The 25350-nt window shown below is 68.6% G+C and carries 28 protein-coding genes; 15 read left to right on the top strand and 13 right to left on the bottom strand.

All coding sequences use genetic code 11. The features are described from left to right. Window positions 1-496: 496 nt before the first annotated feature. The 7 genes from ASE28_RS00385 (at window position 497) to ASE28_RS00355 (ending at window position 5593) form a co-directional block, all read left to right on the top strand. Window positions 497-1357 (top strand): fumarylacetoacetate hydrolase family protein, encoded by an 861-nt coding sequence (locus ASE28_RS00385; RefSeq protein WP_057263700.1) that lies wholly within the window; start codon window positions 497-499, stop codon window positions 1355-1357. Between the two features lie 88 nt (window positions 1358-1445). Further along, entirely contained in the window at window positions 1446-2450 is a 1005-nt protein-coding gene (locus ASE28_RS00380; protein WP_057263698.1) for a tripartite tricarboxylate transporter substrate binding protein, read from the top strand. Next, window positions 2447-3025, top strand: a complete 579-nt coding sequence (locus ASE28_RS00375; protein ID WP_057263696.1) for an amino acid synthesis family protein — start codon at window positions 2447-2449, stop codon at window positions 3023-3025. The genes ASE28_RS00380 and ASE28_RS00375 overlap by 4 nt, the downstream gene beginning before the upstream one ends. Window positions 3026-3048: 23 nt before the next feature. Then, window positions 3049-4047, top strand: coding sequence for a zinc-dependent alcohol dehydrogenase family protein (locus ASE28_RS00370; RefSeq protein ID WP_164470689.1), 999 nt, complete (start codon window positions 3049-3051; stop codon window positions 4045-4047). Between the two features lie 19 nt (window positions 4048-4066). Continuing rightward, window positions 4067-4639, top strand: coding sequence for a VOC family protein (locus tag ASE28_RS00365; RefSeq protein WP_057264307.1), 573 nt, complete (start codon window positions 4067-4069; stop codon window positions 4637-4639). Between the two features lie 74 nt (window positions 4640-4713). Further along, window positions 4714-5133 carry a hypothetical protein gene (locus tag ASE28_RS00360; protein WP_157412618.1) on the top strand — a complete coding sequence of 140 codons (420 nt, stop codon included), beginning with the start codon at window positions 4714-4716 and terminating at the stop codon, window positions 5131-5133. 4 nt (window positions 5134-5137) lie between these two features. Further along, complete coding sequence (locus ASE28_RS00355; protein WP_057263692.1) at window positions 5138-5593, top strand: hypothetical protein; 456 nt, start codon at window positions 5138-5140, stop codon at window positions 5591-5593. Between the two features lie 7 nt (window positions 5594-5600). Here the strand turns inward: ASE28_RS00355 and ASE28_RS00350 are convergent, their stop codons facing one another. Beyond that, a complete protein-coding gene (locus ASE28_RS00350; protein WP_057263690.1) occupies window positions 5601-8381 on the bottom strand; it encodes a DUF6493 family protein in 2781 nt (926 codons plus the stop codon). A gap of 18 nt (window positions 8382-8399) precedes the next feature. After that, window positions 8400-9764, bottom strand: a complete 1365-nt coding sequence (locus ASE28_RS00345; protein WP_057263688.1) for an SWIM zinc finger family protein — start codon at window positions 9762-9764, stop codon at window positions 8400-8402. Window positions 9765-9898: 134 nt separating this feature from the next. Here ASE28_RS00345 and ASE28_RS00340 point away from each other — a divergent pair, with 134 nt between their 5' ends. The 3 genes from ASE28_RS00340 to ASE28_RS00335 all read left to right on the top strand — a co-directional run bounded on the left by ASE28_RS00340 (window position 9899) and on the right by ASE28_RS00335 (window position 11261). Further along, entirely contained in the window at window positions 9899-10327 is a 429-nt protein-coding gene (locus ASE28_RS00340) for a hypothetical protein (RefSeq protein ID WP_057263685.1), read from the top strand. A 67-nt stretch (window positions 10328-10394) separates the two neighbouring features. Then, window positions 10395-10562, top strand: a complete 168-nt coding sequence (locus ASE28_RS32560) for a LiaI-LiaF-like domain-containing protein (protein ID WP_164470688.1) — start codon at window positions 10395-10397, stop codon at window positions 10560-10562. Window positions 10563-10622: 60 nt separating this feature from the next. Beyond that, a complete protein-coding gene (locus ASE28_RS00335; protein WP_057263683.1) occupies window positions 10623-11261 on the top strand; it encodes a hypothetical protein in 639 nt (212 codons plus the stop codon). 16 nt (window positions 11262-11277) lie between these two features. On the opposite strand, the gene ASE28_RS00330 is transcribed toward ASE28_RS00335, so the two are convergent. The 4 genes from ASE28_RS00330 to ASE28_RS00315 all read right to left on the bottom strand — a co-directional run bounded on the left by ASE28_RS00330 (window position 11278) and on the right by ASE28_RS00315 (window position 14647). Further along, a complete protein-coding gene (locus tag ASE28_RS00330; RefSeq protein ID WP_057263681.1) occupies window positions 11278-11700 on the bottom strand; it encodes a group III truncated hemoglobin in 423 nt (140 codons plus the stop codon). Window positions 11701-11713: 13 nt separating this feature from the next. Next, the gene (gene ytfE / locus ASE28_RS00325) at window positions 11714-12466 is read right to left on the bottom strand and encodes an iron-sulfur cluster repair protein YtfE (RefSeq protein WP_057263679.1); all 753 of its coding nucleotides are present in this window, start codon (window positions 12464-12466) and stop codon (window positions 11714-11716) included. Window positions 12467-12756: 290 nt separating this feature from the next. Then, a complete protein-coding gene (locus ASE28_RS00320) occupies window positions 12757-13617 on the bottom strand; it encodes an oxaloacetate decarboxylase (RefSeq protein WP_057263677.1) in 861 nt (286 codons plus the stop codon). Between the two features lie 67 nt (window positions 13618-13684). Beyond that, the gene (locus tag ASE28_RS00315; RefSeq protein WP_057263675.1) at window positions 13685-14647 is read right to left on the bottom strand and encodes a tripartite tricarboxylate transporter substrate binding protein; all 963 of its coding nucleotides are present in this window, start codon (window positions 14645-14647) and stop codon (window positions 13685-13687) included. A 225-nt stretch (window positions 14648-14872) separates the two neighbouring features. On the opposite strand from ASE28_RS00315, the gene prpR reads away from it, so the two are divergent. After that, complete coding sequence (gene prpR / locus ASE28_RS00310) at window positions 14873-16840, top strand: propionate catabolism operon regulatory protein PrpR (RefSeq protein WP_057263673.1); 1968 nt, start codon at window positions 14873-14875, stop codon at window positions 16838-16840. Here prpR and ASE28_RS00305 read toward each other — a convergent pair. The 3 genes from ASE28_RS00305 to ASE28_RS00300 all read right to left on the bottom strand — a co-directional run bounded on the left by ASE28_RS00305 (window position 16837) and on the right by ASE28_RS00300 (window position 18397). Beyond that, a complete protein-coding gene (locus tag ASE28_RS00305) occupies window positions 16837-17364 on the bottom strand; it encodes a 2'-5' RNA ligase family protein (protein ID WP_057263671.1) in 528 nt (175 codons plus the stop codon). The two genes, prpR and ASE28_RS00305, sit on opposite strands and share 4 nt — an antisense overlap. 101 nt (window positions 17365-17465) lie before the next feature. Continuing rightward, entirely contained in the window at window positions 17466-17705 is a 240-nt protein-coding gene (locus ASE28_RS32645; protein ID WP_200963889.1) for a hypothetical protein, read from the bottom strand. Continuing rightward, window positions 17675-18397 (bottom strand): LysR family transcriptional regulator, encoded by a 723-nt coding sequence (locus ASE28_RS00300; protein WP_200963888.1) that lies wholly within the window; start codon window positions 18395-18397, stop codon window positions 17675-17677. The genes ASE28_RS32645 and ASE28_RS00300 overlap by 31 nt, the downstream gene beginning before the upstream one ends. A gap of 92 nt (window positions 18398-18489) precedes the next feature. On the opposite strand from ASE28_RS00300, the gene ASE28_RS00295 reads away from it, so the two are divergent. The 3 genes from ASE28_RS00295 to ASE28_RS00285 all read left to right on the top strand — a co-directional run bounded on the left by ASE28_RS00295 (window position 18490) and on the right by ASE28_RS00285 (window position 20721). Continuing rightward, complete coding sequence (locus ASE28_RS00295) at window positions 18490-19146, top strand: NAD(P)H-dependent oxidoreductase (RefSeq protein WP_082607788.1); 657 nt, start codon at window positions 18490-18492, stop codon at window positions 19144-19146. Window positions 19147-19554: 408 nt separating this feature from the next. Continuing rightward, complete coding sequence (locus tag ASE28_RS31085) at window positions 19555-20217, top strand: 1-acyl-sn-glycerol-3-phosphate acyltransferase (protein ID WP_162262225.1); 663 nt, start codon at window positions 19555-19557, stop codon at window positions 20215-20217. Between the two features lie 21 nt (window positions 20218-20238). Further along, window positions 20239-20721, top strand: coding sequence for a DUF5071 domain-containing protein (locus ASE28_RS00285; protein ID WP_157421788.1), 483 nt, complete (start codon window positions 20239-20241; stop codon window positions 20719-20721). Window positions 20722-20767: 46 nt separating this feature from the next. Here ASE28_RS00285 and ASE28_RS00280 read toward each other — a convergent pair whose 3' ends face one another. Both ASE28_RS00280 and ASE28_RS00275 read right to left on the bottom strand, forming a co-directional pair. Further along, complete coding sequence (locus ASE28_RS00280) at window positions 20768-21964, bottom strand: M20 aminoacylase family protein (protein ID WP_057263665.1); 1197 nt, start codon at window positions 21962-21964, stop codon at window positions 20768-20770. Beyond that, window positions 21964-22947, bottom strand: a complete 984-nt coding sequence (locus ASE28_RS00275; RefSeq protein WP_057263663.1) for a tripartite tricarboxylate transporter substrate binding protein — start codon at window positions 22945-22947, stop codon at window positions 21964-21966. Before ASE28_RS00275 ends, ASE28_RS00280 begins: the two co-directional genes overlap by 1 nt. Before the next feature lie 117 nt (window positions 22948-23064). Here ASE28_RS00275 and ASE28_RS00270 point away from each other — a divergent pair, with 117 nt between their 5' ends. Then, window positions 23065-23973 carry a LysR substrate-binding domain-containing protein gene (locus tag ASE28_RS00270; RefSeq protein ID WP_057263661.1) on the top strand — a complete coding sequence of 303 codons (909 nt, stop codon included), beginning with the start codon at window positions 23065-23067 and terminating at the stop codon, window positions 23971-23973. A gap of 13 nt (window positions 23974-23986) precedes the next feature. Here the strand turns inward: ASE28_RS00270 and ASE28_RS00265 are convergent, their stop codons facing one another. Both ASE28_RS00265 and serB read right to left on the bottom strand, forming a co-directional pair. Continuing rightward, a complete protein-coding gene (locus ASE28_RS00265) occupies window positions 23987-24484 on the bottom strand; it encodes a redoxin domain-containing protein (RefSeq protein WP_082607786.1) in 498 nt (165 codons plus the stop codon). Window positions 24485-24552: 68 nt separating this feature from the next. Continuing rightward, window positions 24553-25266, bottom strand: coding sequence for a phosphoserine phosphatase SerB (serB, locus tag ASE28_RS00260; protein ID WP_057263657.1), 714 nt, complete (start codon window positions 25264-25266; stop codon window positions 24553-24555). Window positions 25267-25350 lie beyond the last annotated feature (84 nt).

Raw genomic sequence — 25350 nt, 5'->3', positions numbered from 1 at the left:
AAAACTCTTCTGGNNNCTCGTACTGCCTGCGACGCAGCGCCTAGCCAGAACCGCTTCGCTGAGTTTTGTTATCCGCTCTAAAGGGCCCCTGGCTGTCCCTGCACCCAACTGACCGGTAGCGGGCTGCACGCACCGCCTAAAGCCCGGCGGCCGTCGCGGCCCCGTGCATCCCTTTCAGCCTTTTTCTTCGCGCAGCCCCAGCGCATCCGCACCCACGCAGCCCAGGCGGCACGCCGCTGCGGGGCTGTCCCTGCCTGCCTGGCGCACGCGGGGTCGGGTGCAAGCTCTCCAGCAAATTCCCCCTCCCTTGATCACTTGAACCGCCGCCCGCTGGCAGGCTCTTTTGTGCCACTCAATTTTTGTGCTTGGTGTAAACCACTATGCATTTACGGCGTTTTATGCATAAAAATAACTTCATGCACCAAGTCTTGCGGCTTGAAGAATTCCCTTCAGGCCGCTATCCCTTTCAACTCTCCCATCCCCTTGAAGGAAACCCATGAAACTGATGTCCTACTCGATCGCCGGCCGTGAAACCTGGGGCGTTGTCGTCGCCGATGGCGTGGCAGAACTGGCGGTGCGCACAGGCCACGCCACGCTGGCCGACTTCATCGCCAGCCCCGGCTTCGCGCGCCGCGATGCGCTGGTGGCCGGGCTGGGTGCAGATGCGAAGCTGGCCGACGTGGTGTACCTGCCCGTGATCCCCCGCCCCGAGAAGATCGTCTGCGCGGTGCGCAACTACATGGACCACCACCAGGAGGTGCTGGCCGCCGGCATGCACCGCGAACTCTCCGAACAGCCGCCGATCTTTTTGCGCGTATGGCGCTCGCAGACGCCGCACCAAGGCCCCATCGTGCGCCCGCACGTGTCGGAGTCGCTGGACTGGGAGGGCGAGCTGGCCGTCATCATCGGCAAGGAGGGGCGCGATATCAGCGAGGCCGATTCCTGGGCGCACATTGCAGGCTACAGCTGCTACAACGATGCCAGCGTGCGCGAATGGCAGTTCCATGCCAAGCAGATCGCATCGGGCAAGAACTTCGAGTCCACCGGCGCCTTTGGCCCCTGGATGGTGACGGCAGACGAGATCGCCCCTGGGCGCGAGCTCAAGCTGGAGACGCGGCTGAACGGCGCCGTGGTGCAGTCCAGCCACACGGGCCACATGATCTTCTCCATCCCGCGCCTCATCGCCTACGCCTCCACCATCTTCACGCTGGTGCCCGGCGACGTGATCATCACCGGCACGCCGGCCGGCGTGGGCTGGAGCAAGAAGCCCCCGCAGTTCATGAAGCCCGGTGACGTGGTGGAGGTGGAGATCGAGGCCATCGGCCTGCTGCGCAACCCGGTGGTCGCGCAGGCCTGAGCTTGCCACTCCCCAGATCCCATCCATCCACCACCAACGGGTAGAGCACCAGGCCCCAAGACGGCCGCCGCCAATGGAGACAAGCACCATGATCAGAAGACACCTGCTGGCCGCCTGCAGCGCGGCTGCCCTTGCCTGGCCGGCATTGCCGGCCCTGGCCCAGGCCTACCCGGAGCGGGCCATCAAGCTCTACCAGGGCTTTGCGCCCGGCGGCAATGCCGACGCCATCGCCCGCGCAGTGGGCATGGAGATGGCCCGTGCGCTGGGCCAGCCCGTGGTGGTGGAGGCGCAGTCCGGCGCGGGCGGCACCATTGCCGCCACCACCGTGGCGCGCGCCAAGCCCGACGGCTACACGCTGCTGCTGGCCACCGGCGGCCACGCGGTGGCCGGGGCGCTGTACAACACGCTGCCCTACAAGTCGGTGGCCGATTTTGAGATGGTCTCCACCGTCACCTACTTCCCCTTTCTGGTGGTGGTCAACGCCAGCGCCAAGGTGCAGGGGCTGCGCGAGGTGATCGCCAGCGCGCAGGCAGCGCCCGGCACGGTGGCCTATGGCACGGCGGGGGTGGGCTCCACCCACCACCTGGCCGGCGAGCTGCTGGCCAAAATGGCGCGCGTGAACCTGCTGCACGTGCCCTACCGGGGCGATGCCGCCTCGCTCACCGCCTTGCTGGCGGGGGATGTGCCCTTCATCATCGCGCCGCCCACGGCGGTGATGGCCAACATCCAGGCCGGCAAGCTGCGCGCCATTGCCACCACGGGCCCGCAGCGCTGGCCGGGCCTGCCCAACGTGCCCACCGTGGCCGAGCAGGGCGTGGCTGGCTACGACGTGCGCTCGTGGGCCGGCCTGATGGCACCGGCCGGCACGCCCCGGGCCGTGGTGGAGCGCCTGAACGCCGAGGCCCTGCGCGCGCTGCAGGCGCCCGCCGTGCGCCAGCGGCTGGAGGACATGGGCGGCGAGGCACGCGGCAGCACGCCCGAAGAGATGAAGGCCATGGTCAGCCACGAGCTCGAAAAGTGGCAGCAGGTGGTGGCCGATGCCAAGATACCAAAACAATTAACGACGCAATTGACTGAAAGACTTTTCGCATGACTCTGATCGCCATCCGCAAACGCAGCCTCACCATTGAAACGATCTACCACGAAGGCGGCCCGCCAGCGCAGCAGCCGCTGCGCGTGGCCGCAGCCTGTGCGGTGATCCACAACCCCTATGCCGGCCGCTACGAGCCGGACCTGCTGCCCTTCATGGCCGAGCTGCGCAGCCTGGGCACCCTGCTGGCGCAGGAACTGGTGGACACCCTGGGCAAGGAGAACGTGCAGGCCTACAGCAAGGCCGCCATCGTCGGCGTGAACGGCGAGCTGGAGCATGGCGCGGTCTGGCACGAGGCGGGCGGCTGGGCCATGCGCCAGGTGCTGGGCGAGCCCAAGGCCATCGTGCCGGCGGCCAAGGCCGTGGCGGCCACGGGCTACCGGCTGATGGTGCCGCTGCACTACATCCATGCGGCCTATGTGCGCAGCCACTTCAACAGCACCGAGGTGGGCATACAGGATGCGCCGCGCCCTAACGAGATTTTGTTCGCGCTGGTGATGGCCGATGGCGGGCGCATCCACTCGCGCCTGGGTGGACTCACGCGCGAGCAGGTCTCCGTGCACGACGGGCAGCGATGAGCATGGCGGCACACACCACCCCCATGACGATGCAAGCCGTGCAGCTGCAGGTCACCGGCGGCCCCGAGGTGCTGTCGCTCGTGGACCTGCCCGAGCCCCAGCCGGGGCCGGGCGAAGTGCGCGTGCGCGCCCACGCCATTGGTGCGGGCGGGCCGGACGTGCTGATCCGCAACGGCACCTACAAATGGATGCCCCCGCTGCCCGCCGTGCCCGGCAATGAGCTGGCCGGTGTGGTGGACGCCGTGGGCCCGGGCGTGGTGCGCCTGGCCGTGGGCGAGCGCGTGCTGGTCAGCGCCCGCGAGCTGCCCCAGCGCGGTGGCTGCTATGTGCAGGCCATCTGCGTGGACCAGGCCGTGCCCTTCGTGCTGCCGGCCAGCATTGGCTTCGACGATGCGGTGAGCCTGGGCAACTTCCAGCTCGCGCTGGCGCTGCTGGCGAGCAACGGCAACCTGCCGGCGCAGGCCATCCTGGTGCCTGGCGCGGCCGGCGGCGTGGCCACGGCGCTGGCGCAGGTGGCGCGCTCGCGCGGGCTGCGCGTGATCGGCACGGCATCCAGCCCGGAAAAGCGCGCCTTCGCGCTGGAGAACGGGGTCACCGACCTCGTCGATGGCGATGACGTGCAGGCCCTGCCGCAGCGCGTGATGGAGCTCACCGGCGGGCGGGGCGTGGACCTGGCCTTCGACCATGTGGGCGCGGCGCTCTTCATCGCCTGCCTGCGCTCGCTGGCGCCCTCGGGCATGGCGGTGTCGTACAACATCCTCGCCGGCCCGCCCTCCAATGACGTGTTCGACGAGCTGCGCAAGCTGCTGGCCAAAAGCCTGGCCATCCGCACCTTCTCCATCCACGCGGTGGATGCCGACATCGCACAGCGCCGTGGCCTGATGGAGCAGGCCATTGCGCTGATGGCCAGCGGCCAGGTGCGCGCACCGCGCGCCATGCGCCTGCCGCTGGCGCAGGCCCGCCAGGCGCATGAGCTGCTGGACAGCGGTGGCACGCTGGGCAAGCTCGTCCTCATCCCCTGACCCCATGGAGGCCGCCACCATGAACCCACCCTACAGCGCCAACCTCTCGCACTGCGGCATCTTCTGCCGCGACCTGGAGGTGATGAAACGCTTTTACACCGGCGTGTTCGACATGCAGGAGACCGACAGGGGCGAGGGCGTCACCTTCCGCTTCGAGATCGTGTTCCTGAGCGGGCGCGACGACCAGCACCACCAACTGGTGCTGGCCGGCGGGCGCGGGGCCGACTCGCCCAGCACGGTGATGCAGCTGTCCTTCAAGGTCCAGACCATCGACCACCTGCGCGAGGCGCGCCGCCGTGCCCTGGCACTGGGCGCGACCAAGATGCGCGGCCTGAATCACGGCAACGCGATCTCCATCTACTGCATGGACCCCGAAGACAACACCGTGGAGGTGTACCTGGACACCCCCTGGTATGTGAGCCAGCCCCACGGCGACCCGCTGGACCTGGACCAGGACGACCAGGCCATCTGGGCCCAGACCGAGCGCGTGGTGCGCACCGATCCGAGCTTCATGCCCGTCTCGGAATGGGCGGTACGCTTCGCCCAGCGCCGCCAGGCCTTGCAGCAGGCGGGGGGATCTGCGCCGGGCTGAATGCCTGCAGCCTGCCAACGGACTTTGGCTGCGCGTACCATCGGGCCACTTCAACGTGGCAAAGGATGTCGTTCGTGCACCGATTCAGTTTCAAGGCCATTCTTGCCGGCGTCGTGTTGATGCTGGTGCTGTTGCCAGCCATTGCCTATGGGCTGTGGTACCTGGCCTCGTGGTGGTTCCAGGCCCAGGGCGGCGGCGATGCGCAGATGGCGCAGGCGGTCACCGAGTTCCTGGACGGCAACCTGGGCACGCTGGCGCTGCTCCTCGTGGGCGGGGCCATGTGCATACCGGGCGGCTATGTCACGGCGCGGCTGGCACCGGCGCATCCTTATGCCAACAACCTGGTGGTGGCGGGCCTGCTCACCGCCATATCCATTGGCCTGGCCATCGGCACGGGCTCGGGCTGGGACTGGTGGTTCGACCTGGCCAATGCGTTCTTCACCGTGGCGGGCTGCTGGTTCGGGGGCTGGCTGGTGGCGCGGCGCGGCCGGTGAGCGCATGCCGCAGCGCGAGCGCCTGGAGATCAACCCCGCCGATGGCAGCCTGACGCTGCAGCCCTCGGGGCGTGTGGTGGGCAAGGGCCTGCGCAGGCAGGATGTGCAGGCCTTGCTTGCCGAGTTCTTCGGCGGCTCGCACGCGCATGGCAACGGCTACGCCTGGCTGTCGTTGCACGGCTTCGACCTGGGCGGCAAGCCGTGCTGGCTGTCGCTGGGCTTTCACGAAGGGCTGCTGAACATGGTGCTCATCGGCGTGGGCCTGCCCGGCGCCCAGGAGGAGGACGGCTGGCCCACCCAGAAGGCCATCGACAACGAGATCGCCTTCGTGCGCCAGGCATTGGGCAAGCAGCTGGGCCGCCACTTCGGCAACGGCGATGTGACCTTCCCCTGGGGCACGGCCTGGAGCCGGTTCGACCCCAAGGGGTTTGCGGCCAGCGCGGGCCTGCGCTACCGCTGAAGCCGATTCAGGTGCCCAGCAATTGCTGTTGAGCCGTCTTGCCCTTGCCACCCAGCTTCATCGCTGCCAGCGCGGCCCGGGTGCCCGCAGGCAATGGCAGCTGGTGCCCCAGTCGCAGTTCCAGCAGCAGTTCGAGCAGTGGTGCCAGGTCCTTGCGTTCGCCGCTTGCTGGGGCCTGCACCATGGCGCACAGCAGTGCAAACACCGCCACCGGCATGGCCGCATGGGCCTGCGCTGCGGCAGTGAGGCTCTTGGCATAGCGCGGACCCTTGACCAGAGGCGTGGCCCACAGCCGGGCCAGCGTCTCGCCCAGGCTGGTGATGTCCAGCCGGCCGTCCTGCACGCCCAACACCAGCGCGTCCACCGCCAGCGCCGTCTGCCCGGGCTCCTTGCCGGCCAGGGCCACGGCCAACAGCAGCCGGGCCATAGGGGTGAAGGGCGTGGTGGGCTCCAGCAGCAGGTCCAGGTAGGCGCGGTTTTGCCACTGGGCCTCCCACCAGTCCAGGTTGCTGGCAATGGTGCGTGCGGCTTCGGCAAACAAGGGCTCCAGGCCCGAGGGCAGCAGGCTGGCCGCAAAGCGGATGGGGGCGGCCTCGTGTTCCACGGCCCAGCGTGTTTCAGCCAGGTGCTTGGCGCACAGCGCCAGAGCGGTGTGGTGGGGCTGGCCGTGTTCGTGCGGCTGCAGCGCGGGCCCGTGCGTGAGGTGCAGGTGGTGGAAGGTGTAGCCGCCTTCGCTGGTCTCGCTGACCACATGCCAGTCGATTCGTGGGTGCAGCGGGCCGCCGGGGCCCAGGTCGCCGTAGGCGGCGAGCGTGGGGGCATCGTCCGCATGCGGGGAGCGGATGCGCGCGGCAGCCAGGAAGAGGGGGCGGGCCGCTGCATCCTTGGGTACCTTTGCGGTGTCGTCGCCCAGCGCGTAGCGCAGGGCCTGTAGCAGAGGGCCCGGTTCCTTGGTGCCTTGTGCGTCGGCCAGCGCGGCACGGGCCGCTTGCGCGTCCCTCTGCGCGGGCACCAGGCGCATCAGCGCCAGCACCTGTTCAGGCATGGGTGCGTGCGCCCCGGCCTGCTGGTGCGCCCGGATGCGCGCCAGCAGTTCGCGCGGGTCGATGAAGCCGCCCCGGTGCGTGGGCGTGGACAGGGGCGTAAGGCCTTGGCCTGCGAGCGCCTGGGCGATGAGGTCCTGCGCACGCGGGCCGACGAAATGCTCGGCGCGCGTGGTCACGTCGCCAGCCACCACCATCGCTTCTTCCGCCGTGCTTTCTCCATTCACCGCAGCGGCCAGGATGCGTCCGAGCGCGTAACCGAGGGGCTTGGTCGCCCAGTCGAGCCGCCGGGTGCGCTTTTGCAGGGCCATGAAGGCAGCCTTGTCTGCGTCCGCCATCGGCGCCAGCCGCACCAGGGCCCCGGCCACGCGCTCCCACTCGTCCACGTCGGCTGGGTTCTCCAGTGCATAGGCCATTCGCTCGACCAGGTCGGGGATCTGGTCGAGCGGGGGCAGGGCACGGCTGGCGTCCAGCGGCGAGACCGGGCGGGGCGCTGTGGTGGTATCGGTGGCGACGGCTGGCGCCGCAAGCTGCGCCGCCTCGGCCCCACCCACCAGCCTGGCCAGCGCCGGCCGGTTCACGGCGGACACAAAGGGCAGGTAGCTGCGTGCCAGCTCCTGGCTGGCTTCGTCCAGACCCCAGGTGGTGAGGAAGGCGATGGCTTTCTTCTGCACGTCCGCCGCCGTGTGCGCCAGGGCCTGCACGGCCACACCGCTGGCGCGGTGGGCCAGGGCGGGTTCGTTCTTCGCCACCTGGCCCAGCAGTTCCAGCGCCGCCAATACTTGCGCCTTCACGGTGGCCGATGCCAGGGGCGCGGCGGCGTCGCACACGGCATCGCCCTGCACGTGACCGGCCTTGTACAGCGTGGCCACAGCTTGCAGCGCCATGCCTGCCGTGGGTGCGATGCGGCTGTGGCACAGGGCCAGGTAGCGGTCGGCCTCTGCGGCCATCTCGTCCACGGAGGGCGCCAGTAGTTCGTGAAAGCGCGAGAACCAGCCCGACTTGAACTGCGGCCAGTCGCAGGCCAGCGCGCCCAGGGTCTTGCCGAGCAACTGGGCGCGGGTGTACACGCCGCGCTCGCACAGGGTCAGGAAGGCGTGGCTCCAGTACAGCTCGGGGTCATGGCAGTATTTCTCGCGGGCGGCAAAGCTGCCGTCGGAGCTGCCCTCGCGCTCGAACAGGCGTAGCAGCCAGGGCGCCAGCCCGCGGTCGGCGTCGAAGTGCTTGAGCACCACGTTGGATTCGGCGCGCAGGTCGCCGAAGAACAGGGCGTCGACATACTCGTCGGTCCCGGGGCGCTCCACCAGGCCGGCCACGATGGCGCGGTGGATGTACAGCGGGTAGTGCCATCGGAAGTCGCCTTGCAGCTGCTTGTCGATCGGCACGGTCGACAGGGCGGGCTTGAAACGTGCCTTGAAAGCCGGAATGTCCTCGATGCCGATGTGCATCCAGTAGTCGCACAGCGGATTCTCCGGCTCGCACAGGAAACGGGCCAGGTCGATGGCGCGGAACAGCCGGTTGGCCTGGGTCTTGTCGAAGGCCACGCGCAGGTTCAGCGGGTTGCGCTGGTCGGGCCGCAGCAGGCCCCAGCGCATGTGGGTCAGGTGCGCCACAGCGGGCCGGGCGGCAACGCGCTCTGCCGGGCCCATGGCGGCCAGCAGGTCCATCACGGCGGGGATGTCGCCTGCGAGAAGGCTCTTTTCGAGTGGTGTGTCGTAGCTGCGGTTGTCGTCGGTGCTTGGCATGGGTGGGGTAGGGTCGGTTCAGTTCGATGCGGCTGCCGCCTGCGCAGCGCATGCCGCCAGCACATGCTTGCACGGCCCGCGCTCGCCCTGGTGTTTGGCAAACCAGGGGCAGGTGCAGCGCAGCAGCCCATCCACTTCGCGCACGCGGTAGCTGACGTCGGCGCTCTGCACTTCGGCATCGAGCGGGGTGGTGGACAAGAGGCGCACGGCACCGGCCTGCAGCAGCGCGCGGGCATCGGCCAGGCGCGGGTTCATGTCGTCGAGCTGGGCCAGGTCCATGGGCAGCACGCGGTGGAAGTAGGCACCGTGCACCAGGTCATAGCCCACCAGGCCCGAGGCGCCCAGGAGCTGCAGGGCGCTGTCCACGTCGGCCACGGGCCATTGCAGCGCAGCCGCCAGCGCATCGCTGCGCAGCGTGTCCTGCCAGTGCAACTGCGCGCGCACGGCGCTGGCGGGGCGGCCTGCATCGGCCAGCACCAGCGACTGCAGGGCCTGGCCTTCGCCCGAGAAGCCGCGCCACACCTCGGCGCTGAGCACCAGCGTCAGGCGCATGGCGCCGAAGTCCAGGCACCAGGCGCTGGCCTGCTGCTGCGCGTCGGCAAACAGGGTGAGCGTGCGCGCCTTGGGCAGCAGGGTCTCGAGCACGCGCAGCCGGCTGCTGTCGGTAAAGCGCACGCCGCTGCCATCGTTCTGCGCCGTGGTGCGCAGGCCCTGGGGCCCGGCCACCACCCACAGCGGGGTCTTGCTGGTCGATGCCCTGGGCAGGCCGCGCACGAAGCGCAGGGCCGGTATGGCCCCCACCTCGAACACCTTGCGCATGGCCGACTGGTAGCTCTGCACGGCCACCATGCTGCGTAGCCAGCGCAGGGGCAGCTCCACCTTCTTCTCGACCACCTGCGTGCCGGCGGTGTGCAGCGTGAAGGCCGCGGCTCCTACCGACAGGGCCAGGCCATCGGCATCGCGCACCTGCGCCAGCGCGGCGCGCATCGGCGCGTTGAAGTCGATGTTGGTCGTGCCCTTGCCGACGATGTCGCCCGCGTAGGCGCCGGGCTCCATGTCCACCCGGATGTAGGTGCTGCAGCAGGCCGAAAAGCCTTCGAGCCGCAGCATGCCGCTGCCGGCCGTGACCACCGGGTCGGCCAGCGCCACCGCCTTGGCCACGCTGTTGGCCGGCGTGAAGAAGCGCGACCCCACGAGCAGGTGCACGGCGCTCAGCAGCTGCGCGGCCAGTTGGGGCTGGTGCAGCCGGCCCTCGAAGAAATGCGGGTGCGCCGCCTCGCCCGGTGACGAGGTGGCCAGCCGCAGCCGCAGGCGCGGCGCGGCGCCGGCCAGGTCCACGGACGAGGGCTGGGCATAGCGGTAGGTGTGGGCGAACTGGAGCATGGGCGGCCGATTCTGTCTTATTTGCCCAGGCGGGCCTCCAGGATGCCCCCTGTCCAGGCATGTTGTGTGCTTGCCAGCCTGCGGCGCCTGCGCGCAGTACATTACGCGGGCCAACAACCCTGAAAGCGTCTACGGTGAACCGAATCAACCCCAAGGCCCTCATCGTGGGCACCTCGCTCCTGCTGGCACTGTCCATCCTGGCCGGTGTGGTGCTGGTATCCCTGCAAGGCCTGCTGCTGGCCATGGAGGGGCAGAGCGAAGAGCAGATCATCCAGGCCTTGGCCGACCTGGCCGATGACGATGGTTACCTGGTCTGGAGCATGGTGCTCGGCGCTCTGGTCAGCGTGCTGGGGGGCCATGTCGCGGCGCGCATTGCCTTCGTGTACCCGTATTTCAACGGCCTGGCGGTGGGCGTGCTGAGCACGCTGGTGGGTTTCGCCTTCTGGAGCGAGCTGCCGCTTTGGTTCAACCTCGCGGGCATCGTGGTCACGCCGGCCTGCTGCGTGCTGGGGGCGCACCTGGCGGTGCTGCGCGCGCAGGCATCGGCTGGTCGCCTGGGATAGGCCAACCCCCATAATCCGTGCCAGAGGCCGTCTGCATCGGCCCACAACCATCTTGGAGGAAGTGCACATGAAGGGCAACGTCGCTGCCATCGTTCTGGTCGTGCTGGGGGTGTTCTTTCTGCTCACCAACCTGGGGCTCATCAGCATCAGCCTCAAGGAACTGCTGGTGACCTGGTGGCCGCTGGCGCTGATCGCCATCGGCGTGGCGCTGTTCTTCACGCCCCGGGAAAAGTAAGCCACGCCTGCCGCAGGCGCTTGCGTCCGCTACGATCGCCGCTCCAACAAGGGAGAGGTCATGGGTAAGAACGTGGTGGCGCTGGCGATGGCATGGGCGCTGGCTGGCGCCTGGGGCGGGGCGTTGGCGTCCGAAAAGCCGGTCGAAGCGGTCAGCGTGCTGCTCCAGGGGGCCAGCGGTCGTGCCGGTGCCGGGGCCGAGCTGCTGGCAGACTTTCAAGGGGTGGCTGACCCGGGGCTGTTCAACAAGGCGGACGATGCCGCGCTGGCCCTGGATGGCGCCATCGCCGCAGTCCAGCGCATCGACACCTCGGCCAGGCCCCAGTTGGCGGTCGCATCGGTGGCGTACCTGAGGGCGGCTCAGAACCTCGTGAAAAACCTGCTCGACGCCCGCCGCAAGGCGCTGCACGCGGACACGCTGGACCGCGAAGGCGCCAAGGCCGTGACCGACCTGAAGGCCGCCAAAGACAGTGACAGGCCGGCGCTGCTGGCGCACATGGAGACGGTCTTCGGCCAGAGCGACGAGGCCGAAGCCGCCATGAAGGCGTCGGTGGCCCGCGCGACCTCGGCCCTGGCCGAGCTGGCGCTGCGCAGGGACCTGCTGGCCGCCCAGCTGGGTTCGCCAGATGCACTGGTGCCGCAGAAGACCCTGGCTGCGGTCAAGCGTGGCTTGCAGACGGTGCAGCCTCAAGAAGACTAGGCCACCGCCACAGCTGTCAGGGGTGTGGCGCCGCATCCTTGTCGCGCGCGCCCACAAACGCCGGCTCCGCTCCGAAATACCCCCGGAACAGGTTGCGCGCAATGCCATGCGCCGCCACCTGCAGCTCCTGCGCGAAGTCGGGCGCGAACAGGCGGCCCGTGTGCTCTTGCCACAGCCCCACCCAGGCCGCGAAATGCGCGGGCGTGATGCCGGTCAGCTGCATGTGCTTGCCGAACACATCGCCCTTGAAGCTGCGCGCGCCCAGCGCCACCGTGCACCAGAAGTCCACCAGCCGCGCCAGGTGGGCGTCCCAGCGGCCATGCAGCGCGGCCTCGAACACGGGGCCCAGCAAGGGGTGGGCGCGCACGTCGGCATAAAAGCTGTGTACCAGCAGCGCCATGCTCTCGGTGCCGGGCTCCAGAAAGTCCTTCTCGGTCATCGGTGGCCCCTGCTCAGTGGCAACCGCATTGCGTGCTGGCGCAGCCTGCCGTGCCCGCCTGCGCTTCGAAGGGCGGAAACAGCACATTGTTCTCCAGGTGGATATGGCTGATCAGGTCGTCGGCCAGTTGGGCAATGCCTGCGTAGAGCGCTTTCCAGGTGGTGCATGCGTCCGCAGGCGGGTTGGTGTCGTTGGTCAGCGCGTTCAGGCGCTCCAGCGCCGCGCCATGGTCCGTGTGCTCGGCGCGCATCACGCCGATGGGCATGCCCACGAAGGGGTTGCCGCCCCCGCGCAGCAACGGGAACAGCACGGCTTCCTCCTTGCCCATGTGCTCCAGCAGCTCTGAGTGCATGGCCTCCAGCGCATCGGCCAGGCCCGTGGGCACGGCGAGGTGGCTGCGGTGCACGGCCTCCACGCGCCGCGCCATGCGCACCAGCTCGGGCAGCTGTGCGCGGTGCACCTCGTGGTAGCGCGCGATGATCAGGTCGATGAGCGCATTCGCACTGGCGCCCGCCTGGGGCAGGGCATCGCCGCGCTGCAGCTGCGCCAGTTCAGCCAGCACCGCCTCGGCATCCAGCCCCCTGTCGGCCGCCGCCTGTGCCAGGCTCACCTGGCCGCCGCAGCAGAAATCGAGCTTCAGGCGCCGGAACACCGCCGTGGCGCCCGGCAGCTGCACCGCGATCTGCCCGATTGGCTGCTGCGCATGCAGGTCAAAGGGCACGCCAGCAGGGGCGTGGGCAAAGGAGGCAGGGTCACGGGCGTTCATGGCGGTCCTTTAAAGATTCATTCAATATGTTTATTTTAAGTAGTATTTGAAATGAATCTTTATTTTGACCATGGTGCCGGTGGTCTCTTTGATCTGTCTCAACCAGGCGCCATCCGGGCCCGGGATGCTCAGAGGCTGGGAATTTTTTGGCCGTGTCCGAAGTGCGCGCCAAAACGCCTCGGATCTAGGCGCAAAGCACAGCCATAGCTCGGGCTATGGCGAGCATTTGCAACGAAGAGCCGGGGTGTTTTGGCGTGCAAGGCGGGCATGGACGAAAGATTTTCAGCCTCTCAGGTATAGCGGCGTTCCAGCACGTCCCAGGCCGGCTTGCCGACCAGGCGCTGGCGCTCGGCGAACGGGGCGACCAGCGCGGGGTCTTCTTCGAGGCGCCGGTCGTCGCGCAGCACCCCGAGGGCCTTTTGCATGCCCGCCACGGCGCCTTGCAGGGTTGCGTTGGCATAGAGCACGAGGCCATAGCCCATGCAGCCCAGCTCCTCAGCGCCAAAGATGGGCGTCTTGCCGCCCACCACCATGTTCATGAGCTGCGGGCGCTCCAGGCGCTGCGGCAGCGCACGGATTTCATCGGCGGTGGTCACCGCTTCGACGAACAGGATGTCGGCGCCCGCCTCGGCAAAGCGCTGCGCGCGCTCCACCGCCGCCTCGAAGCCGTGCACCGCACAGGCGTCGGTGCGCGCCAGGATCAGCAGGTCCGCGTCCTGCCGCGCATCGGCAGCTGCCTTGATCTTGTTGACGGCCTCTTCGGTGGAGATCACGTCCTTGCCCGCGAAATGGCCGCAGCGCTTGGGTGCGACCTGGTCCTCGAACTGGATGCAGTCGGCGCCCGCGCGCTCCAGCGTGCGCACGGTGTGGCGCACGTTGAGCGCGTTGCCAAAGCCGGTGTCGGCATCGACGATCAGCGGCAGGCCCACGGCGTCGCGGATGCGCGCCGTGTGGTCGGCCATCTCGGCCAGGCCCACGAAGCCCTGGTCCGGCAGGCCGAACCACATGTTGGTGACGCCGGCGCCTGTGATGTAGATGGCCTCGAAGCCCAGGTCTTCGATGACCCGGGCCGAGAGGGCGTTGAAGGCGCCGGGCACGATGGCGCCGCGGCGTGCCTGCACCAGGGCGCGCAGTTGTTGTTTGGTATTCATGGGTGGCCTGGAAATAGCGGAAAAGCAGACGGGCAGTGGATCGGTGGTGCGTGTGAGGGCTGCGTGCTCACTTTTCCTGCATCTGCGCCGCCTTGACGATCTCGCCCAGGCGCTTGCGCTCGGCGTCGACGAACTTCACGAACTCCGCCCGCGTGCCGCCGATGGGCTCGATGCCCATGCCCTTGAGCTTGGCCACGGTGGCGGGCTCGCGCATGGCCTTGTCCACGGCGGCGGCGAGCTTGTTCAGGATATCGGCGGGCGTGCCGCGCGGCGCATGCAGGCCGGCCCAGTGGGCGATCTGCAGCTCGGGAAATCCTTGCTCGACGGCGGTGGACAGCTGCGGGTAGGCCGAGATGCGCTGCGTCCAGGTGGTGGCCAGCGCCTTGAACTTGCCGTCGCCGCGGATGTGCGGCAGCGCGATGATGCTGGCCTCGGAGGTGCCTTCCACCTGCCCGCCCAGCACGGCCGTGGTGCTCTCCGAGCCGCTCTTGTAGGGTATGGGCTGCAGCCTGGCGCCGTACTTCACGTTGAGCATCTCGGCCACGAAGTGGGGCGTGCTGCCGGTGCCCGCAGTGGCGAAGTTGAAGCCCGCGCCCTTCTTCGACGCCTCGACGAAGTCGCGCAGGTTGTCGTACGGTGCCGACTTGGGCACCACCACCACCGAAGGCGCCAGCCCGATCATGACCACGGGCACCAGGTCCTCGTCCTTGAAGGGCAGGGATTTCTTGATCATGCTGTTGGAGATGACGCCGGCCGCGCTGATCAAGAAGGTGTAGCCGTCGGGCGCGCTCCTGGCCACCAGCTCGGCGCCGAGCGAGCCGCCCGCGCCGGGGCGGTTTTCGATGATGACGGACTGCTCCAGCACCTTGGCTGCGCCCTCTGCCGCCGCGCGTGCCAGCAGGTCGTTGGCACCACCGGACGAGAACGGAACCACAAAGCGGATGGTCTTGGCAGGCCAGGCCTGGGCCTGTGCGGTCAGGGGGAGCATGCAGGCGACTGCGGTGGCCGCGGCGGCGGCCGTGCAGGCCATGGAGGAAAGGCGGGGGAAGTGCATCAAGTGTGTCTCCTGGTTTTATGGCGGTACGGGGTGCAACGATGGCAACAGGGTCTGTGCAATCGCTGTGCCAACGGGCCGATACGGCCTTGTTGCAATTCAAGTCATTGATTTGAAAGGATTTTTCTCCTCTGCAGGGTGCCTTGGCATTGCTGTGGATTTCATTTGTGTTTCAATAATGGATCAATAAAATTGATTGAAATGAATCTTTCCCGCCCCGTCAGCTTGCCCCATGGGCTCGCCGCAGCCCGCCCGCTGCGCATCGTCGCCGTGGCCCGCCATCGACTGGGCCGCGTGCTGGCGCGGCTGGTGCCGGAGGTGGCTGCGCAGGCGCAGATCGAACTGGTGGCGCATGCCTTCGACGATGCCGTGGTGGCCGTGCGGGCCCTGCATGCGCAAAGCCCCGTCGACGCGGTGGTAGCGGCAGGGGCCAGCGGCGAATGGCTGCGCCAGCACCTGGACATACCGGTGGCAATGGTGGAAGTGCGGGGCTCCGACCTCATGCGCGCGCTGGCCGCAGCGCGCGCCCTGTCGCCCAGGGTCGGCCTGGTGTCGTTCGATGGGCCGTCGGAGCACTTGGCACAGCTCGATGCGCTGTTCGGCATGGGCATCGCGCAGTTCAGCTACCGCAACCCTGAGGACGGGCCGGCCTGCATAGAGGCCCTGCGCGCAGCCGGGGTGGAGGCGGTGGTCGCCCCCGGGCTGGTGGCCGACCTGGCCGAGCAGGCCGGCATTGCCAGCGTGCTGATGTATTCGGACGACGCCGTGCGCCAGGCGCTGCAGGACGCCGTGCACCTGGCACGCCACAGCCGTGCGGAGCGCTCGCGCCACGAACGGCTGGGCACCATCCTCGGCCAGTTGCAGGACGGCGTGGTCGCCGTGGACCTGCGCCAGCGCATCGAGGCCCTGAACCCTGCCATGGCCGAGCTGCTGGGCGCATCCGTCGCACAACTGGTCGGCCGCGTGCTGAGCGAGGTGGAGCCCGTGCTGGACCTGGGCGCCACGCTGCTGATGCGCGATGCCCCGGCCGAGGAGGTGCTGCAGATCGGCATGCGCACCCTGGTCGTGCGGCGTGCGCCCATCGTCGAAAGCGGCGAGGTCACCGGTGCGCTGCTGGTGTGCCGCGACCCGGCCGTCATCCAGCGCGCCGACCGCCACCTGCGCGCCAACCAGCGCCAGCGCGGCGCGCCGGCGCGCTACCGGATCGAGGCCTTCACCGGCACCAGCACGGCAGCACGGCGCGTGCGCGAGCTGGCGCAGCAGTGCGCGGCCAGTGATGCCACGGTGCTCATCACCGGCGAAAGCGGCACCGGCAAGGAGCTGGTGGCCCAGGGCATCCACACCGCCAGCCGGCGCGCGAGCCAGCCCTTTCTGGCCGTGAACTGCGCCGCGCTGGGTGAAAGCCTGCTCGAAAGCGAGCTGTTCGGCTACGAGGAAGGCTCCTTCACCGGCGCTCGGCGCGGCGGCAAGACCGGGCTGATCGAAGCGGCCCACACCGGCACCCTGTTCCTCGACGAGATCGGCGACATGCCGCTGGCGCTGCAGACGCGGCTCTTGCGCGTGCTGCAGGAGCGCGAGGTGCTGCGCCTGGGCGCCACCGCCGCCGTGCCGGTGGACCTGCGCGTGATCGCCGCCACCCATGCCGACCTGGCCGCGCAGGTCGAACGCGGCCTGTTCCGGCGTGACCTGTACTACCGCCTGGCGGTGCTGCGCATCGAGACGCCCGCCCTGCGCGAGCGCAGCGCCGACATCGCCCCCCTGGCCAGCAGCCTGATGGCGCGCCGCGCCGCCGCAGCGGGCGTGCCCACAGCGCAGGCATCGGCCTGGCTGGCCGCTCTGCTGGAGCTGGCTGCAGGCTACGGCTGGCCCGGCAATGTGCGCGAGCTGGAGAACCTGGTGGAACGCCTGCTCGCCTGCCACGGCTACTTGGCCCCGGGTGGACGGATGGACCGCGCCCGGTTGCTCGAAGTGTTTGCGGAATGCACGCAGGAGCGCCCCGTGCCCGTGCGCGAACGCCTGCTCAAGGGCGCACGCGTGGCTGCGGAGCGCCAGCGCGTGCGCGAGGTGCTGCAGTCGGTGCAGGGCCATCAGGACCAAGCCTGCGCCATCCTCGGCATCAGCCGCTCGACGCTGTGGCGGCGGTTGCGCGAAGAAAATTCAACGCCTTAAAGTCCGCCCAGCGGGTGCTCTGCGATGGCCTGAAAGGGGCAGTCCCTCAGCGCGCCCACGGTCAGGGACTGCAACTGGCCAGCGATGTCGACGCCTGCTTGGTTGAGCCCGTCGCACAGGGCCTTCGCCGCCGCGATGTCGCTTGTGGACGCGATCGTGATGTGTGGAATATAGGGAATCTCCAACCGCAAGTGCGGGGCCAGGACGCCGGTGTAGAGCCTGTCGTGCAGCCGCGCGATGGCGCTGTTGCCCTCGTCGGGCACCAGGAACACGTAGGCGCCGGCATCGGGCCCGCCCGCGTGCAGCATGGCGTGGCGGCAATGGAAGCGGATGGGCTGCGCATGCCTTGAGATGGCCGCCACATGCGCCAGGTAGGCCGCTTCAGGTACGGCCGAGCAGCCGAACACCAGCGTGAAATGCGGCGCCACCAGGTCCACCTGCGGATCGTGCTGGCGCCGAAAGCCGTCGATGAAGGCCTGGGCCAACGCATCCACGCCCAGGTAGGCCACTGTGTAGAGGGGCATGTGCGGCGTGTCCATGCGGCGGGGCGATGAAAGGATCGGTCGTGGCGGGCCCCATCGTACCGGCCTTGCGTGCGGAGCGGAAGCACGCGCAACGATTTACATCAACCGTTGATCTCACCCCGCAGCAACTCCCCCACCACCCCCGCCACCAACCGCACCCCCGCATCCTGCTGCCGCCGCGCATGCCAGGCCAAGTGCAGCGCAAAGCCCTCAACCGCAATCGGTGGCTCGAACACCGCGAGGTCTGCAAACGGACTAATGCCGCCAACCCCGCCAGCAACCGGCAGGCAGCGTCGCGGCACCATGGCGATCAGGTCCGAGCTGGCCAGCAGCGGTGGCACCAGCAGAAAGCTCGGCACCACACGCCCACGCGGCGTGTGCGCTGCAAGGCCAGCAACGCCTGGTCCAGCGCGCCGCGCGTCTCGCCCCGGCCCGAGACCAGTACATGCGGGTACTGCAGCCAGCGCTCCAGGTTGAAGTCCTTCGCCGCGGGGTGCCCGGCGCGCATGCACACGGCGTACTGCTCGTGCAGCAGCTCCTCGCGGTGGAACGACGCCTCCACCACCGGGAAGACCGACACCGCCAAGTCCAGCCGTCCGCGCGCCATGGCGTCGAGCGCATCGGCCGCGCCGTGCCAGGGCTCCACCACCAGGTTGATGCCCGGCGCGCTCGTCGCCAGCCGTGCGTGCAGCGGGCCGACCACCATCACGGCCGGGTAGTCGGCCATGACGATGCGCACCGTCTGGCGCAGCGTGGCCAGGTCCACCTGGGGGTGCGGGTCGATCACGCGCGCCGCATCGGCCAGCAGGCGCGACAGGGGTTCGCGCAGGGCCTCGGCCTTGGGCGTGAGGCGCATGCCGCCCTTGGCACGTTCGAGCAGCGGGTCGCCGAACAGGTGGCGGCAGCGCTCCAGCGCGTTCGACATGGCCGGCTGCGACAGGCCCAGCCGCTCGGCCGCGCGCGTCACATGGGCCTCGTCCAGCAGGGCCTGCAGCACCACCAGCAGGTTCAGGTCTATGCCACGTAGATTCATGAAATCAATGAGTTGATATACGAATTATCCGTTGGATTAATTGTCGACCGGATCGCATCCTTGGCGCATCTACCAACCCACAGGAGCCTTTGATGACCGATATCACCACCACCAACACCGCCGCCCCCGTCCGCAGCATCGACACCCTGGTGCTGCTGTTCCACCCGCGCTTTGCCCAGTCCGCCACCAACCGCGCGCTGGCCAATGCCGCCGCCGCACTGCCTGGTGTGGAGGTGGTGGACATGGCGGCCCTGTACCCCGAGGGCAGCGCCATCGACGTGGATGCCGAGGTGCGCCGCCTGCTCAGCGCCCGCCGCGTGGTGCTGCAGTTCCCCGTGCAGTGGTATGCGACCCCGCCCCTGCTCAAGGCCTGGCAGGACGCGGTGCTGACCCGCATGTACTACATGGCCTACGCGAGCGAAGGGCGCCATCTGGAAGGCACGCCCCTGCTGGTGGTTGCCACGGCCGGCAATGTGCCCGAGGCGTACACGCCCACGGGCCAAAACCTGTTGGCGTTGGCCGACCTGCTGCACCCGTTGCACGCCACGGCCCACCGCTGCGGCCTGCCCTGGGCCGAGCCGTTTCTGGTGTACCGGGCGGGGAAAATGGGCGCAGCGGAACTGGCGGGGGAGGCGGCGCGCTATGTGGCGCGGCTGCGGGCGTGGGGTGCGGGTGCGGTTGCGGGTGCGGGTGCGCTGGAGCATGGACGCATTGCATGTGCCGAGGCACTGCTGGGCGCTGCAGCTTGATGCCCTGGCGCGCCGGTGGGAGCACCGGCTGCGCCAGAGCCGCAGCCAAGACACCTTCGATCAGTCGCTCTCGCCATGGGCTCCGCCCCTTCCATGCGGGTAGCCAATGCACATCGCGTTGCAGTTGGCACGGGTAGTGAAAGGACCCTCTGCACAAATCCCTGCGGCCGTTGGCAGCGCGGCCTCGGGCGGTCCGCTGCGTTGCTTCTCTTGCCAATAGCCCTGCTATTGGCTGCAAGAAGATGCCTTTCGGCCCATCCCGATCCGCGCTACCACCGATCCGCGAGGTTTATGCAGAGGGTCCTTAAGGGATTCCCCCAGGTCGGGCTGTCACACAGGCTTATCATTCCCATGGCAGGCGGCCCCCAACCAGCCGCCCATGCGCTTTCCCGACCGCCACTCCTGTCAATGACCACCGCCACACCTTCTTCGGATTCCGCTTCTGCATCCCCCGCCTTGCAAAAGCCCAACCTCTTCGTTCGTATCCTGCGGGTCCTCATGTCCCGGGTGGCCCGGGTCACGGTGACAGGGGCTGAGCACCTGGACGGGCCGGGCGGCAAGATCGTGGTGTGCAACCACGTGGGCTGGTCGGACCCGCTGTGGGTGGGCTATGCCGCCTTGCCGCGCAAGCTGCACCAGATGGCCAAGAAGGAGCTGTTCGAGACAAAGCTGGGTGCCTGGTTCGTCAGTTCGGGCGGCGGCTTCCCGGTGGACCGGGGCAGCCCCTCGACCGCCACCATCCGCCAGGTGGTCTCGCTGGTGCAGGCGGGCCAGCTGGTGCTGATCTTCCCGGGGGGCACGCGCAATGCCGAGAACCCCGAGGCCAAGCGCGGCGCCGCCACCATTGCGCTGCGCGCCAAGGGCCAGATCGTGCCCGCGCACTTCGACGGGCCGGGCGAGATCCGCGCCAGCCACTTCTTTACCCGCCCGCGCATCCGAATCACCTTCGGGCCGCCCATCGTGCTGCCGCCCGATGCCACGGCGAACAAGGAGTCGGCGCTGGCGCTGACGGTGGCCATGGACGAGGCGATGAAGCGGGTGGCCGAGCAGTCGGCAGGGTCGCAGGCTTAGTGACGCCGTTGGTTAGATCGCATGGAAAAGCGTGAGTTGACCCCGCTGCTGCCTAAAAATAGCAACGATGTTGCCGCTGCGCAGCACTTGGTCGAATTGGGCTACCCCGCGGTTGAGCCTGTCCTGAAAAGCCTGTTCCAGTGGCTGGAAACCAGTGGCTCGCCCGTCGAGATGGTCATGAGGCGCTTCTTCGCCGAGTTGGGGGCTCCTGCGCTGGATTTGGTGAGGGATGCGCTCACCGTTAAGATCAAGCCTGTCAGAAAGCACGCCTTGCTCCGGTTTGTGCTGCCCTTCTGGCCGCGCTCACTGATTGCAGAACTAGAGCAGGAACTAATGGCGCTAGTGCATGGAACGGATGTCTATGGACTGGACATCCATGCGCTGTCCTTGCTCATGCGCAACCAGGTTGGCCACGCTGGCGAACTTGAGTCTTGGTATCGCTTCAAAACCCAACGGCTAGAGGAGCACCTTGAAGCGCTCCGTGCAATCCCTTCGTCTGCTTGATGGCGCGTGCATGTGCCCCGCCCGCACACGGCATGCGAGCCGTTGGCTACGCCAGAAACCGCTCCGCCAGCCGGCTCCAGAAGGCGGCCCCCACCGGCAGGTTGCCGTCGTTGAAGTCATAGCGCGGGTTGTGCAGCCCGCGCCCGCCCTCCGACGGCCCGTTGCCGATGCGCACCAGCGCGCCGGGGCAGGCCTGCAGCATGTAGGCGAAATCTTCGCTGCCCATCATGCGCGTGAAATCGCGCTCCACCTGCTCGCTCCCCACCAGCTCGGTGGCCACTTCGCCGGCCAGGGCCACGGCGGCGGCATCGTTCTCCAGCACCGGGTAGCCTTCGACGTAGCGGATCTCGGCCTTCGCGCCGTAGCCCTCGGCCGTGGCATGCACCAGGGCGGTGATGCGCTCCTTGAGCAGGGCGCGCACGGCAGGGCTGAAGGAGCGCACGCTGACGCCGATTTCGGCCTCGCCCGGGATCACGTTGAGCGCGTCGCCCGAGCGCAGCCGGCCCACGGTGACCACGGCCGATTCGTTGGGGTCCACATTGCGCGAGACCACGGTCTGCAGTGCCATCACGGTAGCGGCGGCCGCCACCAGCGGGTCCACCGCCAGGTGGGGCCGCGCTGCATGGCCGCCCACGCCGGTGATGGTGATGAACACCCGGTCCCCGGCAGCCAGGAAGGCGCCGGGCCGCATGAGGAAATGGCCCTGCGGCGCACCCGGGTGGTTGTGCATGGCAAACACCATGTCGCAGGGAAAGCGCGTAAACAGCCCATCGGCCACCATGGCCTTGGCGCCGCTGTCGAAGCCGCGCTCCTCTGCCGGCTGGAAGACCAGGTTCAGCGTGCCGTTGAAGCGCCGCGTGGCCGCCAGGTGCCGCGCCGCGCCCAGCAGCATGGCCGTGTGGCCGTCGTGCCCGCAGGCATGCATGCAGCCGGGTACGCTGCTGGCGTAGGGCAGGCCGGTCTCCTCCTGGATCGGCAGGGCATCCATGTCGGCGCGCAGCCCAAGGCGCTTGCTGCCGCTGCCCACGCGCAGCTGCGCCACCAGGCCGGTCTGGCCGATGCCGCGGGTGACCTCATAGCCCCATTGCTGCAGCTTGCCGGCCACGAAGTCGGCGGTGCGGTGCTCGGCAAAGGCCAGTTCGGGGTGCTGGTGGATGTGGCGGCGCCAGCCGGCCAGCTCGTCGTGCTGGGGCGCCAAGTCGTCGATGCGGGTGGGCCCGGGCAGCAGGTTCGTAATCGTCATCAATTGGAGTCCAGCTCGATCTTGTTGTCCCGGGCAATGCGCTGGTAGAACGCGATGCGCTCCGCGATCTCCTTGCGGTAGGCCAAGGGGTTGATATCCTGGGGCACCATCATGCCCTTGTCCACCCACACGGCCTGGTTGGCCGGGTCGGTCACGATCTTGCGGGTGGCTGCATAGAGCTTCTGCACGATGGCGTCGGGCGTGCCTGCGGGTGCGGCCAGGCCGTTCCACGAGGTCAGGTTCAGGTCGGGCAGCTTGAGCTCGGCAAAGGTCGGCACGTCAGGCAACTGCGGCACGCGCGCGGGCGCTGCCACGGCCAGTGCGCGCAGCTTGCCGTTCAGGATGTTGGGCAGGTTGGACGAGAGGTTGTTCCACGTCAGCTGGATCTGGCCGCTGAGCAGGTCGTTGAGCGCCACGCCCGCGCCGCGGTAGGGGATGTGCGTCATCGGGAACTTCGCCTGGTTCTTCAAGAGTTCCATGCTCAGGTGCGACACCGAGCCCGTGCCCGCGCTGGCGTAGTTGAGCGCCGTGGGGTTGGCGCGCGCGTACTTCACCAGCTCGTCGAAGGTCTTGATCGGCAGGCCCGCATGGATCACCAGCACATTGGCCAGGCGGCTGATGAGGGTGATGGGCGCGAAGTCCTTCACCGCGTCATAGGGCAACTTCGGGTTCATCGCGGGGTTGACCACATGGGTGCTCTGCGAGGTCACGATCAGGGTGTAGCCGTCCGGCGCGGCCTTGGCGACGTAGGTTGAGCCGATGGCGCCGCCCGCGCCGCCACGGTTGTCGACCACCACGGGCTGGCCCAGGCTGCGCGAGAGGCGGTCGGCGATGAGCCGGCCCGAGACATCGACCGAGCCGCCGGGCGTGAACGGCACCACCAGGTTGATGGCCCGGGTGGGGTAGGGCGCATCGGCCGCAAACGCCGGCAGTGCCAAGCCGGCGGCGGTGGAAGTGAGGAACTGGCGGCGGTCGAGTGTCATGGTGGTGTCGGGCAGTGGGTGGTGATGGGCGAATGCTAGGCATTGCCAGCCTGTGCATCAAACTACAAAATCGTGGTCCGTGATGACACAATGTCATCACCCTCCCGCTCCGCATCCATGAAACTGCGCTCTCCCTCCCTGGTCGAACTCCATGCCTTTCTGGCCGTGTGCCGGCTGGGCAGTTTTCGCCAGGCGGCCGAGGACCTGTGCGTGACCCAGGCGGCCGTGAGCCGCGCCGTGCAGCGGCTGGAGCAGCACCTCGGCGACTGCCGGTTGTTCGAGCGCTCGCCCCAGGGCGTGCTGCTCAGCGAGCGCGGTCGCCAGCTGCGCCAGTTGACCGAGCGGCATGTGATGGCGCTTGAATCGGCCACCGCGCTGTTCGTGGCGCCGCGCGCGCCGGGCACGCTGCGCCTGTCGGTCATCCCCACGCTGGGCACCAAGTGGCTGCTGCCGCGCCTGCCGCGCTTCCAGGCGCGCCACCCGGGCCTGGACATCGAGATGCGCCAGTTCCGCCACGACGAGGACTTCAGCCGCGACGATGTGGACGTATGGATCGACGTGAAGCGCCCGCGCCGCCGCTGGCCCGCGCGCCTGCAGGCCACGTACCTGATGGGGCGCGACATCATCCCCGTGTGTGCCCCGCAGGTGGCGCCGCGCCTCAAGCGCCCGGCCGACCTGGCGCGTGAGGTGCTGCTGCACCACACCAACTTCCCCGACAACTGGGCGCGCTGGGCCAACGCCGCCGGCCTGCAGCGCGAGCTCAAACTCGGCCCCGGCTACGACCTGAGCATGAACCTGATCTTCGCAGCCAAGGAGGGCGTGGGCATCGCCATCACCCAGCCCTGCCTGATCGAGCGCGAACTGCAGAGCGGCGAACTGGTGATCCCCTTCGACCTGCCGGTCTCGACCGCGCGCGGCTACTTTCTATGCACCGACAAGGACCGCCCGGGCACGCCGGGTCAACTGGCCTTCATGGAGTGGGTGCAGGCGGAGGCTCGGCAGATGGCCGACCTAGTGCCACGCTGACCAGCCACCCGGCTCAGCCCGCCAAGGCACCCCAGCGCGGCAGCACCTGCGCCCACCACAGCCGCCAGCGCATGCCCCAGCCGGGCGTGTAGCCCGTGGTGGCAAAGCGCATGTGGCCCTGCGCATCCACAACGACGAGCGCCGGCACCACGCGCACACCCCAGGCGCGCGACAGTTCTGCCTGCGGGTCCACCGCAGTAGGCCAGGGCATGCCGCGCTGGCGCTGCACCTGGGCAACGCGCGCGGCGGGGCCGGACTGCATGGCAATGCCGAGCACGGGCCAGTCGGCCGAGAGGGAGGCCACGGAGGGCTCTTCGATCTTGCACACCGGGCACCAGTCGGCCCAGAAATGCAGGGCCACGGCGCGGCCAGGGTGCATTGCGCGCCATTCGTCCAGTGTGGTGGTGGTGCCATCGGCCAGGGTGATGGCCGCATCCGGCGCGGGGCCTGTGGGCAGGTCGCGCGTGCGCCAGGCATCGATGCCGGCCACCACCAGCACGGCCAGCAGCAAAGTGCCCAGGTGCTGGCGCCAGCCCTGGCGCAGCGATTGCCAGGCGCGAAGGGGCAGGGCAGTGGCGATCAGCGCAGCACTTCCAGCAGGCGGTCGAGGCCGCCTTCGTTGATTGCGACTTTGGCCTGCGCGCGCACGGCGGGCTTGGCATGGTAGGCCACCGAGAGGCCGGCCGCACCCATCATGGGCAGGTCGTTAGCGCCGTCGCCCACGGCGATCGCCTGCGATGGGTCGATGCCCATGAGCGAGGCCACTTCGAGCAGCGTGCGGCGCTTTTCGGCACCATCGCAGATGTCGCCCCAGGCCTGGTCCAGCATGCGGCCGGTGAGCAGGCCGTCCTGCACCTCCAGCATGTTGGAGCGCGCGAAATCAATGCCCAGGCCGGCCTTCACGCGGTCGGCAAAGAAGGTGAAGCCGCCCGAGACCAAGAGCGTGGTCAGGCCCGCGGACTTGGCGGCGCTGACCAGCTCTTTCGCGCCGGGGTTGAAGCGCAGGCGCTCGCTGAACACCTGCTCCATGTGGGCCACGGTCACGCCCTTGAGCAGGGCCACGCGCTGGCGCAGGCTTTCCTTGTAGTCGGTGATGATGCCCTGCATGGCCGCCTCGGTGATGGCGGCCACCTCGGCCTTGCGGCCGGCGGCGTCGGCGATCTCGTCCACGCACTCGATGTTGATCAGGGTGGAGTCCATGTCGAAGGCAATGAGCTTGTAGCTCGACAGGGACAGCGGGGCGGCTATGCCCTGGACAACAAGGCCGGGGGCGAATTCGGTGGCGTTTTTCATGGGGAAAGGGGCGAATGCGGGGATCGGAAGCCCCAATGGTATCGCCCGCGCAGGTGTCCCCCTTACGGTCCGAGGAATCCGGGG

The sequence above is a fragment of the Acidovorax sp. Root219 genome (assembly GCF_001428665.1).
Taxonomy (GTDB): Bacteria; Pseudomonadota; Gammaproteobacteria; order Burkholderiales; family Burkholderiaceae_C; genus Acidovorax.
The sequence above is the reverse complement of the archived record's forward strand: the minus strand, read 5'-3'. Positions and strand labels throughout refer to the sequence as shown.

Excerpts from the sequence above, each read along its gene's own strand:
- ASE28_RS00385 (WP_057263700.1), top strand. The coding sequence starts at position 497 with ATGAAACTGATGTCCTACTCGATCGCCGGCCGTGAAACCTGGGGCGTT.
- ASE28_RS00380 (WP_057263698.1), top strand. The coding sequence starts at position 1,446 with ATGATCAGAAGACACCTGCTGGCCGCCTGCAGCGCGGCTGCCCTTGCC.
- ASE28_RS00375 (WP_057263696.1), top strand. The coding sequence starts at position 2,447 with ATGACTCTGATCGCCATCCGCAAACGCAGCCTCACCATTGAAACGATC.
- ASE28_RS00370 (WP_164470689.1), top strand. The coding sequence starts at position 3,049 with ATGACGATGCAAGCCGTGCAGCTGCAGGTCACCGGCGGCCCCGAGGTG.
- ASE28_RS00365 (WP_057264307.1), top strand. The coding sequence starts at position 4,067 with ATGAACCCACCCTACAGCGCCAACCTCTCGCACTGCGGCATCTTCTGC.
- ASE28_RS00355 (WP_057263692.1), top strand. The coding sequence starts at position 5,138 with ATGCCGCAGCGCGAGCGCCTGGAGATCAACCCCGCCGATGGCAGCCTG.
- ASE28_RS00350 (WP_057263690.1), bottom strand. The coding sequence starts at position 8,381 with ATGCCAAGCACCGACGACAACCGCAGCTACGACACACCACTCGAAAAG.
- ASE28_RS00345 (WP_057263688.1), bottom strand. The coding sequence starts at position 9,764 with ATGCTCCAGTTCGCCCACACCTACCGCTATGCCCAGCCCTCGTCCGTG.
- ASE28_RS32560 (WP_164470688.1), top strand. The coding sequence starts at position 10,395 with ATGAAGGGCAACGTCGCTGCCATCGTTCTGGTCGTGCTGGGGGTGTTC.
- ASE28_RS00335 (WP_057263683.1), top strand. The coding sequence starts at position 10,623 with ATGGGTAAGAACGTGGTGGCGCTGGCGATGGCATGGGCGCTGGCTGGC.
- ASE28_RS00330 (WP_057263681.1), bottom strand. The coding sequence starts at position 11,700 with ATGACCGAGAAGGACTTTCTGGAGCCCGGCACCGAGAGCATGGCGCTG.
- ytfE (WP_057263679.1), bottom strand. The coding sequence starts at position 12,466 with ATGAACGCCCGTGACCCTGCCTCCTTTGCCCACGCCCCTGCTGGCGTG.
- ASE28_RS00320 (WP_057263677.1), bottom strand. The coding sequence starts at position 13,617 with ATGAATACCAAACAACAACTGCGCGCCCTGGTGCAGGCACGCCGCGGC.
- ASE28_RS00315 (WP_057263675.1), bottom strand. The coding sequence starts at position 14,647 with ATGGCCTGCACGGCCGCCGCCGCGGCCACCGCAGTCGCCTGCATGCTC.
- prpR (WP_057263673.1), top strand. The coding sequence starts at position 14,873 with ATGAATCTTTCCCGCCCCGTCAGCTTGCCCCATGGGCTCGCCGCAGCC.
- ASE28_RS00305 (WP_057263671.1), bottom strand. The coding sequence starts at position 17,364 with ATGCCCCTCTACACAGTGGCCTACCTGGGCGTGGATGCGTTGGCCCAG.
- ASE28_RS00300 (WP_200963888.1), bottom strand. The coding sequence starts at position 18,397 with ATGAATCTACGTGGCATAGACCTGAACCTGCTGGTGGTGCTGCAGGCC.
- ASE28_RS00295 (WP_082607788.1), top strand. The coding sequence starts at position 18,490 with ATGACCGATATCACCACCACCAACACCGCCGCCCCCGTCCGCAGCATC.
- ASE28_RS31085 (WP_162262225.1), top strand. The coding sequence starts at position 19,555 with ATGACCACCGCCACACCTTCTTCGGATTCCGCTTCTGCATCCCCCGCC.
- ASE28_RS00285 (WP_157421788.1), top strand. The coding sequence starts at position 20,239 with ATGGAAAAGCGTGAGTTGACCCCGCTGCTGCCTAAAAATAGCAACGAT.
- ASE28_RS00280 (WP_057263665.1), bottom strand. The coding sequence starts at position 21,964 with ATGACGATTACGAACCTGCTGCCCGGGCCCACCCGCATCGACGACTTG.
- ASE28_RS00275 (WP_057263663.1), bottom strand. The coding sequence starts at position 22,947 with ATGACACTCGACCGCCGCCAGTTCCTCACTTCCACCGCCGCCGGCTTG.
- ASE28_RS00270 (WP_057263661.1), top strand. The coding sequence starts at position 23,065 with ATGAAACTGCGCTCTCCCTCCCTGGTCGAACTCCATGCCTTTCTGGCC.
- serB (WP_057263657.1), bottom strand. The coding sequence starts at position 25,266 with ATGAAAAACGCCACCGAATTCGCCCCCGGCCTTGTTGTCCAGGGCATA.